The organism is Halomonas sp. CKK8, assembly GCF_029625235.1.
In the GTDB taxonomy this organism is placed as follows: domain Bacteria; phylum Pseudomonadota; class Gammaproteobacteria; order Pseudomonadales; family Halomonadaceae; genus Halomonas; species Halomonas ventosae.
The window spans coordinates 1,376,769-1,392,027 of sequence record NZ_CP121193.1 but is presented as its reverse complement, the minus strand read 5'-3'; the positions used below and the strand labels follow the sequence as shown (position 1 = coordinate 1,392,027).

Genomic DNA, 15,259 nt, shown 5'->3' with positions numbered 1-15,259 from the left:
GGATCAGGCCGGCTCCTGGAACTGCAGCCGATGCAGGGCCGCATAGGCCCCGTCCCGGTCGAGCAGCTCGGCATGGCTGCCCTGCTCGACGACCTCGCCCTGCTCGAGCACCAGGATGCGGTCGGCGCGCTCGATGGTCGAGAGGCGGTGGGCGATGACGAAGGTGGTACGCCCCCGGCAGACCTCTTCCAGAGCCGCCTGGATATGCCGCTCCGACTCGGTATCCAGGGCCGAGGTCGCCTCGTCGAGCACCAGCAGCGGCGCATCCTTGAAGATCGCCCGGGCGATGGCCAGGCGCTGGCGCTGGCCGCCGGAGAGCATCACGCCGTTCTCGCCGATCACGGCGTCATAGCCCCCCGGCATGCGCTCGATGAACTCGTGGGCGTGGGCGGCCCGGGCCGCGGCCTCGAGCGCCGCCCGATCGGGATCGTCGATCCCGTAGGCGATGTTGTCGGCAATGCTGGCATTGAACAGGGTGACCTGCTGGGAGACCAGGGCGATCTGGCGGCGCAGCGGTTGCAGGCGGAATGCCTCCAGGGGCACCTCATCGATCAGGATGCGCCCCGCGGTAGGCCGATAGAAGCGCGGCAGCAGGCCCACCAGGGTCGACTTGCCGCTGCCGGAGCGGCCGACGATGGCGACCATCTCGCCGGGCGCCACCTCGAGGTCGATGCCCTTGAGCACTTCGGGCTGGTCCTCGCCGTAGGCGAAGCGTACCCCCTCGAGGCGAACCCGCCCGGCGAGGCGACCCGGGTCACGGGTGCCCTCGTCGCTCTCCGGGGGCTCCTCGAGCAGGCCGAAGAGCTCCCCGGCGGCGGCGATGCCCTTCTGGATCTCGCTGTTGATCTCGGTGAGCTGGCGCACCGGCTTGGCCATCAGCGCGGCGGCGGTGACGAAGGCCACGAACTCGCCGGGGGTCATGGCATCCAGCAGGGTCGGCGACATGGCCAGCCACACCAGCACCGCCAGGGACAGTGCCACCAGCAGCTGGATCACCGGCGTGCTGGTGGCCTTGGTCAAGGCCTCCTTCATGCTCTGGCGGCGATTGACCTCGCTGGCCGCCGCGAAGCGCGCCTTCTCGTAGGACTCGGCACCGTGGGTCCTCACCACGCGGTAGCCGGAGAGCGCCTCGGAGGCCACGTGGGTGACGTCGCCCATGGAGCGCTGGATACGCCGCGAGATGCGCCGGAAGCGCTTGCTGGCATAGCTGACCACGCCGCCGATCAGCGGCGTCACGGCCAGGAACAGCAGGGTCAGCATCCAGTTGGTCCACAGCAGGTAGCTCACCAGGCCGATCACGAAGAGCCCCTCGCGCAGCAGGATGGTGACCGCCTTGGTAGCGGCCCCGGTGACCTGCTCGACGTGGTAGGTGACCCGCGAGATCAGTTGCCCCGTGGAGTGGCCATCGAAGAAGCGTCCCGGCAGGTGCAGCATGTGGTTGAAGACGTCGCAGCGCAGGGCATGCACCAGGTTGCGGGCGACGCTGCTCATGAAGTAGGTGCCGAGAAAGGTGCCGACCCCGCGGGTCGCGAACATGCCCACCACGAACAGCGGCAGGAAGAGCCGGAAGGCGGCATCGGGATTCTGGATGCCGTCGATGAGCCGCTTCATCATCTCGGCGAGGGCGGTGCTCGAGGCGGCATAGATGGCATAGCCGAGGATCGCCAGCGCGAAGGCCCGCCAGTAGGGCTTCACGTAGCCCAGCAGGCGCTTGTAGAGGGTCCAGCCGGAATGTTCGATCACGGTGTCTCCGCTTGAGGGGTTGATGACGCCGCGGTGGCGATGCGTACGTGCCGGATCTCCAGGCCGGCGGCACGGTCCAGGACGCGCACCACGTCGGCGTGGGCGGCACGCCCGTCGGCCTCCACCACCAGGCCGAATTCACGGGCCTGCTCGGCCTCGGCGGCCAGGGCCTCGCCCAGGGTCCCGGCAGTGTGGACGCGCTCGCCCAGCCGGTACTCGCCCGCGGCGGTCACCACCAGGGTCACCGGCGATGTCTCCATCTCCTGTCCGCTCTCGCTCTCGGGGAGTTCGAGCTCCAGCGCCTGGCGGGTCTCGAAGGTGGTCGAGACCATGAAGAAGATCAGCAGCAGGAAGACCACGTCGATCAGCGGGGTCAGGTTGACCTCCACCGGGTCATGCCGTCGCCGGGGAAACCTCACGGCTGCTTCACCCTGGGGGCGATGCGCCCATCGGCCTCCAGTTGCTCGTCACCGCGAGGCCCCGGCCGGAACTCGTCACCATGCCGCTCGGCGAGTACCAGATCGCCCGGGTAGTGGGCGAGATACTCGACCACCTGGCCTGCCTGCTCCTCCATGCGTACCGTGATGTCCTCGACCCGGCGCTGGAAGTAGCGGTGGAACATCAGCGACGGGATCGCCACGGTGAGGCCGGCCGCGGTGGTGACCAAGGCACGGGAGATGCCGCCGGCCAGGTCGGCGGTCCGGCTGGCCCCGTCGCCGGTGACGATCACCGCGAAGACCTCGATCATGCCCACCACGGTACCCAGCAGGCCGATGAGGGGCGTGATGGCGGCGATGGTTCCCAGGGGGCTCAGGAAGCGCTCCATGTCATGGATCACGGCGGTGGCCGCCTCCTGGAGCCGCGCACGCACCTGCTCGTGGCCGAGCCGGGCATTGCGCAGCCCGGCCGCGAGCACACCGCCCAGCGGGGAGTGCCCTTCCAGCCAGTAGAGGTTGACCTGCCCTCGAGCCACCAGCCGGCAGACCTCCTGCCCCAGCCCGTAGGGCGCGATGCGTCTCGCCCTCAGGGTCCACAGGCGCTCGATGATGATCACCGTGGCCGCCAGCGAGCAGCCCAGCAGCGGCACCATCAGCCAGCCGCCGGCGATCAGGGCGTCCATCATGTCCATGCGGTTTCCCCCTGCAGATGACCGGCCCGGAGGCCGGGAGTCAGTGAGGCGATTCTAACGCAAGGCAGCCCCCTCCGACACCGCCCTGCCGCCAGGCGGCCGGCCGCTCGGTGCGAAGGCCCGGATGGGGTTTCTTGCCGAGCCACAGGGTCACGGCACCGTCCAGGGCGGTGCTCCACAGGCAGCTGCCGACGTCACGGAAGCGGCGCACGACGGGGCCTGCCGGATGGCCGAAGGGATTGTCGCGCGCCACACTGAAGACCACGTGACGGGGCGCCAGGCGCCGTACCAGCGAGAGGCCGGAGCTGGTGGTACTGCCGTGGTGCCCCGCCACCAGCAGGGTCACCCCCGGGGGAAGCTCGGCGAGGAAGCGTCGCTCGGCATCGCGCCCCACGTCACCGGTGATCAGCAGGTGGTCCCCGCCGACGCTCGCCAGCAGCACGCAGGAACGGTCGTTGGACGACAATCCGTCGCGACCGGCCGGTGGCCAGAGGATACGGAAGGCCACGCCGTCGCGTCGCCACGCGCGTCCCGCCGTGCAGGGCTCGGCCGGCACGTCGAGGGCCGCGCCGGGCGGAGCCAGGAAGCGCGTCACCCGGTGCTGCTCGCGCAGGGCCGGCAGGCCGCCAGCATGGTCCTGGTCGGCATGGCTGATGAGGACGTCATCGAAGCGCTGGCCCGGCGGCCACAGCGAGCCGAGCGGCATGAAGCCGGAGCCGAAGCGCGGCCCGGTGTCATAGAGCACGCGATAGCCCGCGGTGCGCAGCTCGACCAGCTGGCCCTGGCCCACGTCGTGGACCCGGACGCGCAGCAGCCCCTCGGCGGGCACCGGGGACGAGGAGGAGAGGCCGAGCGGCACCCCCAGCAGCAGGGCCGTGCCGACCAGCCGCAGGCGCGCCGCCAGGCCGGGCAGCGCCCACAGCAGGGCGGCAAGCCCCAGGGCCAGCCCGAGCGGGACGACCCGCGACGGGGCCGGCAGCCAGAGGGGCAGCCAGGTGGCGGCGAGGCCCAGCAGCGAGGCCAGGGCGTCGGCCAGCAGGCCGAAGAGGGTCCAGCACAGCGTCGAGAGCGGCGGCAGCCAGGCCGTCAGCCAGCCGAGCAGCCCGAGGGGCACCAGCAGGCTGCTGACCAGGGGGACGGCGACCAGGTTGACCAGCGGGGCCGCCGGGGCCAGGCGGTCGAAGGCCAGCAGCACCGCCGCGGCCATCAGCGGCGCCAGCAGCAACTGGGAACGGACCAGGGCCCGAAACCAGCCGCTCACCCCCTGCGGGCGTGCCCTCCCCTGCCAGACGAGGATCAGCAGCGCCACGGCGGCGAACGACAGCCAGAGGCCGGGACGCCAGGCCGACAGGGGATCGGCCAGCAGCACCAGCGCCAGGGCCAGCCACCAGGCCTGCCAGGGGCCGGGGGCATGGCGACCGCTGGCCACCCACAGCCCCACCAGGGCCATGATCATGGCGCGCAACGCAGGGGGCTCCAGGCCGGCCAGTCCGGCATACCCCACCGCCGCGGCACCGGCCAGCCACCAGGGCCAGACCGCCAGGCGCCATGCCCGAGGGGTGACCAGCCGGGCAAGCCCCCTTGCCAGCCACAGGGCGAAGGCGGCCACCAGCCCCACGTGCAGACCGGAGATCACCATCAGGTGGGTGGTGCCGGTGGCGTTGAGCAGGTCCCAGTCGCGTGTCTCCAGCCGCTCGCTCGCCCCCAGGGTCAGGGCCGCCAGCCAGCGTCGGTGATGGGGTGCCAGCGCCTGCTCGTCGAGGTGGGCCAGCGCCAGCCGGCGCGGCGAGAAGGGGGCGGAGGCCAGGCGGCGTGGGGGTGGCTCGCGGCGCACATAGCCGCTGGCCTGGATGCCCTCCCGCCACAGCCAGCCGCGATAGTCGAAGGCGCCGGGATTGGCGAAGCCCGCCGGCGGACGCAGGCGAGCCGTCAGCCGCCAGCGCTCGCCGGGGACCATGGCCGGGGCGTCGAAGAAGGAGAGCCTGACCCGCCCGAGGCCGCGGCAATCGGGCAACGTCGCTGCCAGGGGGCGGCACGCGGTGACCGCCAGCGTCAGCCGTGCCAGCCGCTCGTCCCTGACCACCGAGACCAGGCGCCCCTCCAGCCGCAGGTCCTGGCGGGTCAGCCCCGGGGAGAGCTCGCCGCCACGCACCATCAGCAGCTGGGCCGCCACCAGGGCCACCACCCCCAGCCCCATGGCGAGACGCACGCGACGCCCGGCCAGGACGACCAGCAGCCCGATGGCCAGGGCCTCGATGGCCCCCGGCATGGCAAGATGACTCCCCAGCACGCCGGCCAGCGTGGCGAGTGCCAGGGGAATGGCCAGGCCCAGCTGCATGGCATCGTCCCTGAACGGCAAGCAAGGCGGCCCGCTCGCCCCGGAAGCGGCGTCACGTTGAGGGGGCGTCATGGCGAGGCACGCGACTCGTATGCATAATAGCCCGGGTTTGGAAGCCGCGAGCCCCTCGTCAATGCCGCGCCGACTGCTGCAGCGCTACCTGCCCCACCCCGATGCCCTCAGGCGCCGACGTTCCCTGCGCTTCGTCAGCCACCTGATCGGCAATCCTTCGCTGTGGGTGCTGACACGACGCAGCGTGGCCAATGCCTTTTCCGTAGGGCTGTTCAGCGCCCTGCTGCCGATTCCCTTCCAGATGCTGGTGGCCGCCGCCGGGTCCTGGCTGGTTCGCTGCAACCTGCCGCTCTCCATTGGCCTGGTGTGGATCACCAACCCCCTGACGATGCCGCTGATCTTCTACGGCAACTACCGCCTGGGGGCCTGGCTGCTGGACATGCCGGTGCGCCAGGCGCCGGAACGGATCTCCACCCGCTGGATCGCCGAACAGCTGGTGGAGATCCTGCCGACGCTGGCCCTGGGGTCGCTGGTCGCGGCCGTCGCGATTGCCGCGCTGGCCAACCTGGCGATCAGGCTGGTGTGGCGCTGGCAGGTCTCGCGCAACTGGAAGGCACGGGCACGTCGACGCCGGCGTCAACGGCCGGCCGTCCGGGAGGAGTGAGGCCGCCATGGCGGCGGCCGGCTGACTGGCCGCCGTCACATGGGGCGTTCAGTCTCGGTCGTCCGCCGCCTGTTCGACCAGGCGTCCGCCGTCGAGGCGAAGGACGCGGTCCTGGTGGGCGGCGAGACCGGGATCGTGGGTGACGATCACGAAGGCACAGGCCGCACTGCTCGCCAGCTCGTCCATCAGCGCCAGGATGCTCGCCGCCGTGGTCTGGTCCAGGTTGCCGGTGGGCTCGTCCATCAGCACCAGGCTGGGGTCGGTGACCAGGGCCCGGGCAATGGCCACCCGCTGGCGCTCCCCCCCCGAGAGCTCGCCCGGCTTGTGGTCGGCCCGCTCGGCCATCCCGACCCGCGCCAGCAGCTGGCGGGCCCGCTCCTCGGCCACCCGCTTGCGCTGGCCGCGCACGATCAGCGGCAGGGCGGCATTCTCCAGGGCGGTGAACTCCGCCAGCAGGTGGTGGAACTGGTAGACGAAGCCGATGTGGCGGTTGCGGAAGCGGCCCAGGTCGGCGTCACCCAGTGCCAGCAGCGACTCGCCGGCGATACGCACCTCACCGCGGCTCGGGCGATCCAGCCCGCCCAGCAGGTTGAGCAGCGTGGTCTTGCCGGAGCCGGAGCTGCCGACCACGGCCACTCGCTCGCCGGCCAGGACCCGCATCGCCAGGCCATCGAGCACGGTGAGATCCCGCGGCCCCTCGCGATAGACCCGCGTCAGGTCACGGCATTCGAGCATCACTTGCCCCGCCCGGGAGCCCGCTTCCTGTCGTGGGGTCATGGCCGTCTCACTCATAGCGCAGCACCTCGGCAGGCTGTACCCGGGCGGCACGCCATGCCGGGTACAGGGTGGAGAGGAAGGTCAGCACGAAGGCCGCCGACACGATGTTGCCCACATCGCTCCAGATCAGGCGTGACGGCAGGTTGCTGATGAAGTAGACCCCGGCATCGAGGAAGTGGATGCCGAAGGTGCTCTCCACCCAGCCGATCAGGTCCGACACGGTCCAGGCCAGCAGCACGCCCAGGGTCACGCCCACCAGGATGCCAATCACCCCGATCGCCAGTCCCTGGACGATGAAGATCCCCATGATCGAGCGTGGCGTGGCGCCGATGGTGCGCAGGATGGCAATATCGGCCCGCTTGTCGGTCACCACCATCACCAGGGTAGAGACGATGTTGAAGGCCGCCACGGCGATGATCACCGTCAGCAGCAGCGCGATCATGCGCTTCTCCATCTGGATGGCCTGGAAGAGGTTGCCATGGGAGTAGGTCCAGTCGAGCCCCCGGTAGCCGGCCCCCAGTTCGTCGATGATCGCCCGGGTCTCGCTGCCCGCGGCGAAGAGGTCGTCCAGTTCCAGGCGAAGGCCGCCGACCGCGTCGCCCAGCCGCGCCAGGGTCTGCATGTCATCGATGTGGGCATAGGCCAGGGAGGCATCCAGGTCCGCGCCGACGCTGAAGATGCCGCTCACGGTGAAGCGTTTGAGCCGCGGGAAGACGCCGGCCGGGGTGATCGAGGCCTCGGGCACCAGCAGCGTCACCCGGTCGCCCACGCCGACGCCCAGGCGGCGCGCCAGGATCGAGCCGAGCACGATGTTCCACTCGCCGGGCGTGAGATCACCGAGGCTGCCGTGGCGCATGTTCTCGTCGATGATCGACACCCGGCCTTCCCACTCGGGCTCGATGCCGATGACCATGGCGCCCTCGTTGCGTCCGCCCACCGAGAACATGCCCTGCTGCTCGACATAGGGCGCCGCGCCGACCACCCGCTCGCGCTCCATGAGGCGCTCGGCCAGCGGCTGCCAGTCGGTGAGCCCGCCCGGTGCCTCGATCTTGGTGTGGGGCACCATGCCCAGCACCCGGGTGCGCAGCTCGTGGTCGAAGCCGTTCATCACCGAGAGCACCAGGATGAGCACCGCGACACCCAGCATCAGGCCCAGCATGGAGGTCAGCGAGATGAAGGAGATGAAGTGGTTGCGACGCTTGGCGCGCACGTAGCGCAGCCCGATCAGGAAGGGGAGACGGTCGAACATGGGAACATTCCTTGTCGGCGGGCGCCCATGGTACGGTTTTTTGGCATCTACTGCATCGTCGGCGCCGCCCGTTTGCGTGATCATTGCATCATTGCCGGCGGCGGCCTACATTGCGCCGGCACGCCCCGAGACGACCTGCACGAGACCCGCCCATGGCCCATCGCCTGCTCCCCGAATGGCATCCCCAGGATGCCGTGCACCTCACCTGGCCCAGTCCCGACAGCGACTGGGCCCCGCTGCTCGAACGCATCGAGGCGACGCTGGAGGCCATGGTGGTCGCCATCACGCGCTACCAGGCCGTGCTGGTCGCCGTGCCGGATGCCGCAACCCGCAGCCACCTGGCCCATCGCTTCGCCTGCCTGGGCGTCGAGGCCGCCCGCCTGAGGCTGGTGGTCGCCCCCGCCGACGACACCTGGACCCGCGATCACGGCCCCCTGGGGGTGGCGCATGATGGCACGCCGCGGCTTCTCGACTACGCCTTCACCGGCTGGGGCGGCAAGTTCGAGGCCAGCCGCGACAATACCCTGACGCGCCGCCTGGCGGACGCCGGCACCTTCGCCTGCCCGGTGGAAGCCCGCGACCTGGTACTCGAGGGCGGCGCCATCGACACCGATGGCGAAGGTACCCTGCTGACCACCGAGGCGTGCCTGCTCAATCCCAACCGCAATCCCGGTCTCGACAGGGCGGCCCTCGAGGCGCGCCTGAAGGCGGAGCTCGGCGTCTCGCGGGTACTGTGGCTGGCCAATGGCCACCTGGAGGGTGACGATACCGACAGCCATGTGGATACCCTGGTGCGTTTCTGCGACCCGGCCACGCTGGCCTATGTCAGGTGCGACGACCCGGGCGACCCCCACTACCCGGCGCTGGCCGCCCTGGAGAGCGAGCTGCATGCCCTGCGGCGCGCCGACGGCGAGCCCTACCGGCTGGCTGCCCTGCCCTGGCCGCGCCCCTGCCATGACCCGGTGGATGGCCATCGACTGCCGGCGACCTACGCCAACTTCCTGATCATCAACGGCGCCGTGCTGGTCCCGACCTATGGCGACGCCGCCGACAGCCGGGCCCTCGCCGCCCTGGGCGAGGCCTTTCCGGGCCGCGACATCATCCCCATCGACTGCCTGAGCGTGATCCGCCAGCATGGCAGCCTGCACTGCCTGACCATGCAGCTGCCCCAGGGCAGCCTGGCCGACACGCCCCGGCCCTGACCCACAAGGAGAGCCCCATGTCCCGCACCCTGAAGGTGGGCCTGGTCCAGCAGCCCGCCTGGCCCGACAAGGCCAGGAGCCTCGCCGAGAGCGAGGCCGGCATCCGCGAGCTGGCCACCGCCGGCGCCCAGCTGGTGATGCTCCAGGAGCTTCACGCCACCCACTACTTCTGCCAGACCGAGGACACCGACGTCTTCGACCTGGCCGAGCCCCTCGACGGGCCGACCGGCACGCGGCTGGCGACCCTGGCAAAGGAGCTCGACATCGTGCTGGTGGGCTCGCTCTTCGAGCGCCGCGCGCCCGGCCTCTACCACAATACCGCCGTGGTCTATGACCGTGACCGCGGCCGCGTGGGCCACTACCGCAAGATGCACATCCCCGACGACCCGGGCTTCTACGAGAAGTTCTACTTTACCCCCGGCGACCAGGACGACGGCCGCGGCCAGGGCTTCCAGCCGATCGACACCTCCCTGGGACGCCTGGGCGTGCTGGTGTGCTGGGACCAGTGGTACCCGGAAGCGGCGCGGCTGATGGCCCTGGCCGGCGCTGAACTGCTGCTCTACCCCACCGCCATCGGCTGGCATCCGCCCGACGACACCCCGGAGAAGCAACGCCAGAAGGAGGCCTGGACCCTGATCCAGCGCAGCCATGGCGTGGCGAATGGCCTGCCGGTGATCGTCGCCAACCGGGTCGGCCACGAGTCGGATCCTTCCGGGGCGACGCCGGGCATCGACTTCTGGGGCGGCAGCTTCATCTGCGGCCCCCAGGGCGAGCTGCTCGCCCATGCCGGCCAGGAGGCAGAGCGCATGCTGGTGACGCTGGACATGACGCGCAGCGAGGAGGTGCGGCGCATCTGGCCCTACCTCCGGGACCGCCGCATCGACGCCTATGGCGACCTGACCCGGCGCTATCGGGACTGAGGCCGCCAAGCCGCCAAGCCGCCAAGCCGCCAAGCCGCCAAGCCGCCAAAAGTGTGGGATGGTGCCACGAAAAAGCAGACCCCGAGGCAACGGCCTCGGGGTCTGCTTGTAGCTCGGCGCTTGTAGCTCGGCGCTTGTAGCTCGGCGCTTGTAGCTCGGCGCTGGTGACTACTTCCAGAAATCGCGGATCGAGGCGATGCCCTGGGCCCCCACGGCGCGGGCATGGTGCGCATCGAAGCGCGTCATGCCGCCCAGGGCGAAGACCGGCATGCCGGCGTGCTCCACCAGCTGCTGGAAGTCGTGCCAGCCGATCGGGGCCACCTCCGGATGGGAGGGAGTGGTGCGCAGCGGCGAGAGGGTCACGAAGTCGCAGCCGATGCGGCGGGCCTGCTCCAGCTGCCGCCGATCGTGGGTCGAGGCGGAGAGCCACTTGCCCTCGGGCAACGGACGCCGCTCCAGGCTCATCAGCCGGTCGCTGGTCAGGTGGATGCCGTCCGCAGCCACGGCCTCCAGCAGCGATGGCTCGCCATTGAGCACCAGGCGTGCGCCCCGCTCGCGACAAAGCGCCAGGGCCTGCTCGGCGCGCTTCAGGTAGTCGACCTCACCCAGCGACTTGGCGCGCAGTTGCACCAGGCGCACCCCATCCTCGTCGAGGGCTCGGGCCAGTCGCTCCATGAAGCGCGCCTCGTCGGCCTCCTCGCCGGTGATCAGGAACTCGGTGGGTAGCATGACCGCCCGCAGGATCGGCAGGTTGGCCGCCGGGAAGGGGTAGTTCACCAGCTCACTCATCGGCACCCAGCGCACCGCCTGCCCCTCGCGGCCGAACGGCTCGCCGGCGAAGTCGTGTACCTGCCACACATCCAGCAGGATGTGCTTGTCGGAGTATTCGTGGTGGATGCGGATCAGCGGCTGTGCCCGCCGGATCTCGACGCCGAGCTCCTCGTGGAGCTCGCGTTTCAGCGCCTCGAGCCCGGTCTCGTAGGGTGCCAGCTTGCCGCCGGGAAACTCCCATAGCCCTCCGTGATCGACGTTGGAGGGACGACGGGCGAGGAGCACCTCGCTGCCGTCGGCACTGATGATGGCGGCGGCCGCCACATGCACCCTTCTCTTCACCATTGCGTTCATTGACTCCTACCCGCTGGTCCACGCGGCCTTGCCGCCGCGCGGGGTTGCTGTCTGGCTGCCGACCGTCCCCGCCGGTCAGCTGCGATAGTCGGCATTGATGGTCACGTAGTCGTGGGACAGGTCCGAGGTCCACACCGTGGCGCTCTGCTCGCCGCGCCCCAGGGCGATGCGGATGACGATCTCCTCGCGGGCCATCACCGCACTGCCAGCCTCTTCGCTATACCCCGGAGCGCGCCCGCCACGCTCGACCAGGCGCACCTCGCCGAGATCGATGGTGACCCGCTCCACGTCGAACGCCTCGACGGGGGCACGCCCCACCGCGGCCAGGATCCGTCCCCAGTTGGCATCGGAGGCGTAGAGGGCGGTCTTGACCAGCGGCGAGTGGGCCACGGTGAAGGCCACGTCCAGGGCCTCGCGACGGCTGCGCGCCTCGTCGACCTGCAGGGTGACGAACTTGGTCGCCCCCTCGCCATCGCGGATCACCGCCTGGGCCAGTTCAGTCATCACCCGCTGCAGGCCGTTGCGGAAGATGGCCAGGTCCGCCTCGTCTTCCACCGCGGCGCCCCGCCCGGTGCTGATCAGCATGCAGGCATCGTTGGTCGAGGTATCGCTGTCCACGGTGATGCAGTTGAAGGAGCGCTCCACCGCCTCTCGCAACAGCTGGTCGAGCAGCACCGGCTCCAGCGCCGCATCGGTGGCCACGAAGGCCAGCATGGTCGCCATGTCGGGACGAATCATCCCCGAGCCCTTGGCGATGCCGTTGATGGTCACCGTCTCGTTGCCCAGCGCCAGGGTCACGCTGGCGCCCTTGGCCCGGGTATCGGTGGTCAGGATCCCCTCGCCGGCCGCTCGCCAGGCGGCGGCGCCATCATCGAGGGCCTGCAGGGCCGGGGACAGGCCCGCCAGCAGCCGCTCCATGGGCAGTGGCTCACCGATCACCCCGGTGGAGAACGGCAGCACGCTGCGTTCGTCCACCCCGGCCAGCCGTGCCAGCTCGGCACAGGTGGCACGGGCGTCCTCGAGGCCTGTCTCGCCGGTCCCGGCATTGGCATTGCCGGTATTGATCACCAGGTAACGTGCCCCTTCCCCGCGCGCCGTGCAGGCGGCCAGGTGCTCACGGGCCACCGTCACCGGCGCCGCGCAGAAGGCGTTGCGGGTGAAGGCACCGGACACCCTGGCCCCCTCGGGGATCTCGATCACCACCAGGTCCCGGCGGTCGGGCTTCTTGATCCCGGCCATGGCGGTGCCCAGCCGCAGCCCCTCGATCACCGGCATCTCCGGAAAACGTGTCTCGCCCACTGCCATCGTCTCGTCTCCTCTCCTGGCCGGGGGCGCCCCCGGCCTGTCGCCTCAGCTCAGCTTGCCGCAGCACTGCTTGTACTTCTTTCCCGACCCGCAGGGGCAGGGATCATTGCGGCCGACCTTGGGCCCCTCGCGGCGCAACGGGCGACCGTCGGCTCCCGGGGCCGGGGCGGCCGGGGCCTCGTCCTGGTCGTCGGCCGCCATCGACGGCGCATCATGCCGGCTCGCCGCGCTGGCCTTCTCGCGCTCCAGCGCCTCGCGGCGCTGGCGCTCCAGGGCCTCCACCTCCTCGGGGCGGCGCACCTGGACATGGCTGAGGATGCGGGTGACGTCGGCCTTGATGTTGGTGAGCAGGTTCTGGAACAGCTCGAAGGCCTCGCGCTTGTACTCCTGCTTGGGGTTCTTCTGGGCATAGCCCCGCAGGTGGATCCCCCGACGCAGGTGGTCCATGGACTGCAGGTGCTCCTTCCAGCGGGTGTCGAGCACCTGCAGCATCACCTGCTTCTCGAAACGGCGCATCAGCGCCTCGCCGGCCTCGGCCACCTTGGCCTCGTAGGCCTCGCGATGCATCGCCTGCAGCCGCTCGCGCAGCTGCTCCTCGTGGAAGCGCTCGTCCTGCTCGGCCCACTCGACCACCGGTGCGTCGAGGTTGAACTCGCTCTTGAGGTGGTCCTGGAGGCCGGCCAGATCCCACTGCTCGGGCAGGCTCTGGGGCGGGACGAACTCGCTGATGGCGAGGTCCAGGACCTCCTCGCGGATGCCCATGACGCTGTCAGAGACGTCCTCGGCGGCGAGTATCTCGTTGCGCTGCTCGTAGATGACGCGACGCTGGTCGTTGGCCACGTCGTCGTACTCGAGCAGCTGCTTGCGGATATCGAAGTTGCGGCCCTCGACCTTCTTCTGGGCGCGTTCCACGGCATTGGAGACCATCTTGTGCTCGATCGCCTCGCCGTGCTCCAGCCCCAGGGCCTTCATCATGCGCTGCACCCGGTCAGAGCCGAACAGACGCATCAGGTTGTCTTCCAGCGAGAGGAAGAAGCGCGTCGAGCCGGGATCCCCCTGGCGGCCGGCGCGACCGCGCAGCTGGTTGTCGATTCGCCGCGACTCATGGCGCTCCGAGCCGACCACGTGCAGGCCGCCGGCCTCGAGCACCGCCTCGTGACGGGCCTGCCACTCGGCCTTGAGCTGCTCGACCTGGGCCTTGGACGGGTTCTCCAGCTTGGCGGCCTCGGCCTCCCAGTTGCCGCCCAGCACGATGTCGGTGCCGCGGCCGGCCATGTTGGTGGCGATGGTGACGGCCCCGGGGCGACCGGCCTGGGCGATGATCTCCGCCTCGCTCTGGTGTTGCTTGGCGTTGAGCACGTTGAAGCGCATGCCGGCCCGCTTCATCAGGTCGGCCAGGTACTCGCTGGTCTCGATGGACGCGGTACCCACCAGCACCGGGCGCCCCGCCTCGGTCTGGGCCTTGACGTCCTCGATGATCGCCTCGAACTTCTCCTCGGCGCTCAAGTAGACCAGGTCGTTGAGGTCCTGGCGGATCAGCGGCCGATTGGTGGGAATCACCACCACGTCGAGGCCGTAGATCTGGCGGAACTCGAAGGCCTCGGTGTCGGCGGTGCCGGTCATGCCCGAGAGCTTGTCGTAGAGGCGGAAGTAGTTCTGGAAGGTGGTCGAGGCGAGCGTCTGGCTCTCGCGCTGCACGGGCACGCCCTCCTTCGCCTCCACCGCCTGGTGCAGGCCCTCGGACCAGCGGCGCCCCGGCATGGTACGGCCAGTGTGCTCATCGACGATCACCACCTGGCCATCGCTGACGATGTAATCCACGTCGCGGTGGTAGAGGTGACGCGCGCGCAGCGCCGAGTGCATGTGCTGCAGCAGGTTGAGGTTCTGGGCGGCGTAGAGGGAGTCCTCCTCGCCCAGCAGCCCCTCGCCGCGCATCAGTTCCTCGACCTTGCGATGGCCGGCCTCGGTGACCTCCACCTGCTTCTGCTTCTCGTCGAGGATGAAGTCGCCGCTCTCCGGGTCCTCCTCGTCGCTGCAGGCCGCGAGATTCAGCGCCAGGCGGTCGACGACCCGGTAGAGCTCGGTGTTCTCGTCCACCGCCCCGGAGATGATCAGCGGGGTTCGCGCCTCGTCGATCAGGATGGAGTCGACCTCGTCGACGATGGCGAAGTGCAGGCCGCGCTGCACCTTCTCCTCCAGCGAGAAGGCCATGTTGTCGCGCAGGTAGTCGAAGCCGAACTCGTTGTTGGTGCCGTAGGTGATGTCGCAGGCGTAGGCGTGGCGCTTCTCCTCCGGCGTCTGGCCGGCGAAGATCACCCCTACCGAGAGGCCGAGGAACTCGTAGAGCGGACGCATCCACTCGGCATCGCGGCGCGCCAGGTAGTCGTTGACCGTGACCACGTGCACGCCCTTGCCGGGCAGGGCATTGAGGTAGACCGCCAGGGTCGCCACCAGCGTCTTGCCCTCGCCGGTCTTCATCTCGGCGATGCGCCCGCGGTGCAGGGTGATGCCGCCGACCATCTGCACATCGAAATGGCGCATGCCCATGACGCGCTTGCTGGCCTCGCGCACCGTGGCGAAGGCCTCCGGCAGCAGCGCATCGAGGGACTCGCCGTTCTCCAGGCGCTCGCGGAAAGCCGCGGTACGGGCCTTGAGCTCCGCCTCGTCGAGGCCTTCCAGTTCGTTCTCCAAGCCGGTGACGTCCGTCACCTGGCGGCTCATGCGCTTGACGTCGCGGTCGTTCTTGGAACCGACGACCTTGCGTAACAGGTTGTTGATCATGAAGGGTCCAGTTG

At 70.0% G+C, this 15,259-nt stretch carries 12 protein-coding genes; 3 read left to right on the top strand and 9 right to left on the bottom strand.

The window, feature by feature from the left end:
- Positions 1–3: 3 nt before the first annotated feature.
- The 4 genes from msbA to P8934_RS06560 are packed head-to-tail and all read right to left on the bottom strand — an operon-like array spanning position 4 to position 5,210.
- Positions 4–1,743 carry a lipid A export permease/ATP-binding protein MsbA gene (gene msbA / locus P8934_RS06575; protein WP_278033454.1) on the bottom strand — a complete coding sequence of 580 codons (1,740 nt, stop codon included), beginning with the start codon at positions 1,741–1,743 and terminating at the stop codon, positions 4–6.
- Positions 1,740–2,162, bottom strand: coding sequence for a biopolymer transporter ExbD (locus P8934_RS06570; RefSeq protein ID WP_278033453.1), 423 nt, complete (start codon positions 2,160–2,162; stop codon positions 1,740–1,742). Before P8934_RS06570 ends, msbA begins: the two co-directional genes overlap by 4 nt.
- Positions 2,159–2,872: a MotA/TolQ/ExbB proton channel family protein gene (locus P8934_RS06565; RefSeq protein ID WP_278033452.1), complete on the bottom strand. Its 714-nt coding sequence runs from the start codon at positions 2,870–2,872 to the stop codon at positions 2,159–2,161. The genes P8934_RS06570 and P8934_RS06565 overlap by 4 nt, the downstream gene beginning before the upstream one ends.
- A 40-nt stretch (positions 2,873–2,912) precedes the next feature.
- On the bottom strand, positions 2,913–5,210 hold the full coding sequence (locus tag P8934_RS06560; protein ID WP_278033451.1) for a DNA internalization-related competence protein ComEC/Rec2: 2,298 nt from the start codon (positions 5,208–5,210) through the stop codon (positions 2,913–2,915).
- Positions 5,211–5,343: 133 nt separating this feature from the next.
- Here P8934_RS06560 and P8934_RS06555 point away from each other — a divergent pair, with 133 nt between their 5' ends.
- Positions 5,344–5,886 (top strand): DUF2062 domain-containing protein, encoded by a 543-nt coding sequence (locus P8934_RS06555; RefSeq protein WP_278033450.1) that lies wholly within the window; start codon positions 5,344–5,346, stop codon positions 5,884–5,886.
- A 48-nt stretch (positions 5,887–5,934) separates the two neighbouring features.
- Here the strand turns inward: P8934_RS06555 and P8934_RS06550 are convergent, their stop codons facing one another.
- Positions 5,935–6,663 (bottom strand): ATP-binding cassette domain-containing protein, encoded by a 729-nt coding sequence (locus P8934_RS06550; RefSeq protein WP_278033449.1) that lies wholly within the window; start codon positions 6,661–6,663, stop codon positions 5,935–5,937.
- Positions 6,664–6,670: 7 nt separating this feature from the next.
- The gene (locus P8934_RS06545) at positions 6,671–7,912 is read right to left on the bottom strand and encodes a lipoprotein-releasing ABC transporter permease subunit (RefSeq protein ID WP_278033448.1); all 1,242 of its coding nucleotides are present in this window, start codon (positions 7,910–7,912) and stop codon (positions 6,671–6,673) included.
- A 152-nt stretch (positions 7,913–8,064) separates the two neighbouring features.
- Between P8934_RS06545 and P8934_RS06540 the strand changes: the two genes are divergently transcribed.
- Positions 8,065–9,114 carry an agmatine deiminase family protein gene (locus P8934_RS06540; protein ID WP_278033447.1) on the top strand — a complete coding sequence of 350 codons (1,050 nt, stop codon included), beginning with the start codon at positions 8,065–8,067 and terminating at the stop codon, positions 9,112–9,114.
- A 17-nt stretch (positions 9,115–9,131) separates the two neighbouring features.
- Entirely contained in the window at positions 9,132–10,034 is a 903-nt protein-coding gene (locus tag P8934_RS06535) for a carbon-nitrogen hydrolase (RefSeq protein ID WP_278033446.1), read from the top strand.
- A 168-nt stretch (positions 10,035–10,202) separates the two neighbouring features.
- On the opposite strand, the gene P8934_RS06530 is transcribed toward P8934_RS06535, so the two are convergent.
- From P8934_RS06530 to secA, 3 genes are all read right to left on the bottom strand, one after another.
- Positions 10,203–11,150 (bottom strand): Nudix family hydrolase, encoded by a 948-nt coding sequence (locus P8934_RS06530; RefSeq protein WP_278033445.1) that lies wholly within the window; start codon positions 11,148–11,150, stop codon positions 10,203–10,205.
- Positions 11,151–11,234: 84 nt separating this feature from the next.
- Positions 11,235–12,464 (bottom strand): bifunctional glutamate N-acetyltransferase/amino-acid acetyltransferase ArgJ, encoded by a 1,230-nt coding sequence (gene argJ, locus P8934_RS06525; protein WP_278033444.1) that lies wholly within the window; start codon positions 12,462–12,464, stop codon positions 11,235–11,237.
- Between the two features lie 45 nt (positions 12,465–12,509).
- Positions 12,510–15,245, bottom strand: coding sequence for a preprotein translocase subunit SecA (secA, locus tag P8934_RS06520; RefSeq protein ID WP_278033443.1), 2,736 nt, complete (start codon positions 15,243–15,245; stop codon positions 12,510–12,512).
- Positions 15,246–15,259 lie beyond the last annotated feature (14 nt).

Coding starts and splice junctions, on each gene's coding strand:
- P8934_RS06565 (WP_278033452.1), bottom strand. CDS start 2,872: ATGGACATGATGGACGCCCTGATCGCCGGCGGCTGGCTGATGGTGCCG.
- P8934_RS06560 (WP_278033451.1), bottom strand. CDS start 5,210: ATGCAGCTGGGCCTGGCCATTCCCCTGGCACTCGCCACGCTGGCCGGC.
- secA (WP_278033443.1), bottom strand. CDS start 15,245: ATGATCAACAACCTGTTACGCAAGGTCGTCGGTTCCAAGAACGACCGC.
- P8934_RS06535 (WP_278033446.1), top strand. CDS start 9,132: ATGTCCCGCACCCTGAAGGTGGGCCTGGTCCAGCAGCCCGCCTGGCCC.
- P8934_RS06550 (WP_278033449.1), bottom strand. CDS start 6,663: ATGACCCCACGACAGGAAGCGGGCTCCCGGGCGGGGCAAGTGATGCTC.
- P8934_RS06540 (WP_278033447.1), top strand. CDS start 8,065: ATGGCCCATCGCCTGCTCCCCGAATGGCATCCCCAGGATGCCGTGCAC.
- P8934_RS06555 (WP_278033450.1), top strand. CDS start 5,344: ATGCCGCGCCGACTGCTGCAGCGCTACCTGCCCCACCCCGATGCCCTC.
- argJ (WP_278033444.1), bottom strand. CDS start 12,464: ATGGCAGTGGGCGAGACACGTTTTCCGGAGATGCCGGTGATCGAGGGG.
- P8934_RS06530 (WP_278033445.1), bottom strand. CDS start 11,150: ATGGTGAAGAGAAGGGTGCATGTGGCGGCCGCCGCCATCATCAGTGCC.
- P8934_RS06545 (WP_278033448.1), bottom strand. CDS start 7,912: ATGTTCGACCGTCTCCCCTTCCTGATCGGGCTGCGCTACGTGCGCGCC.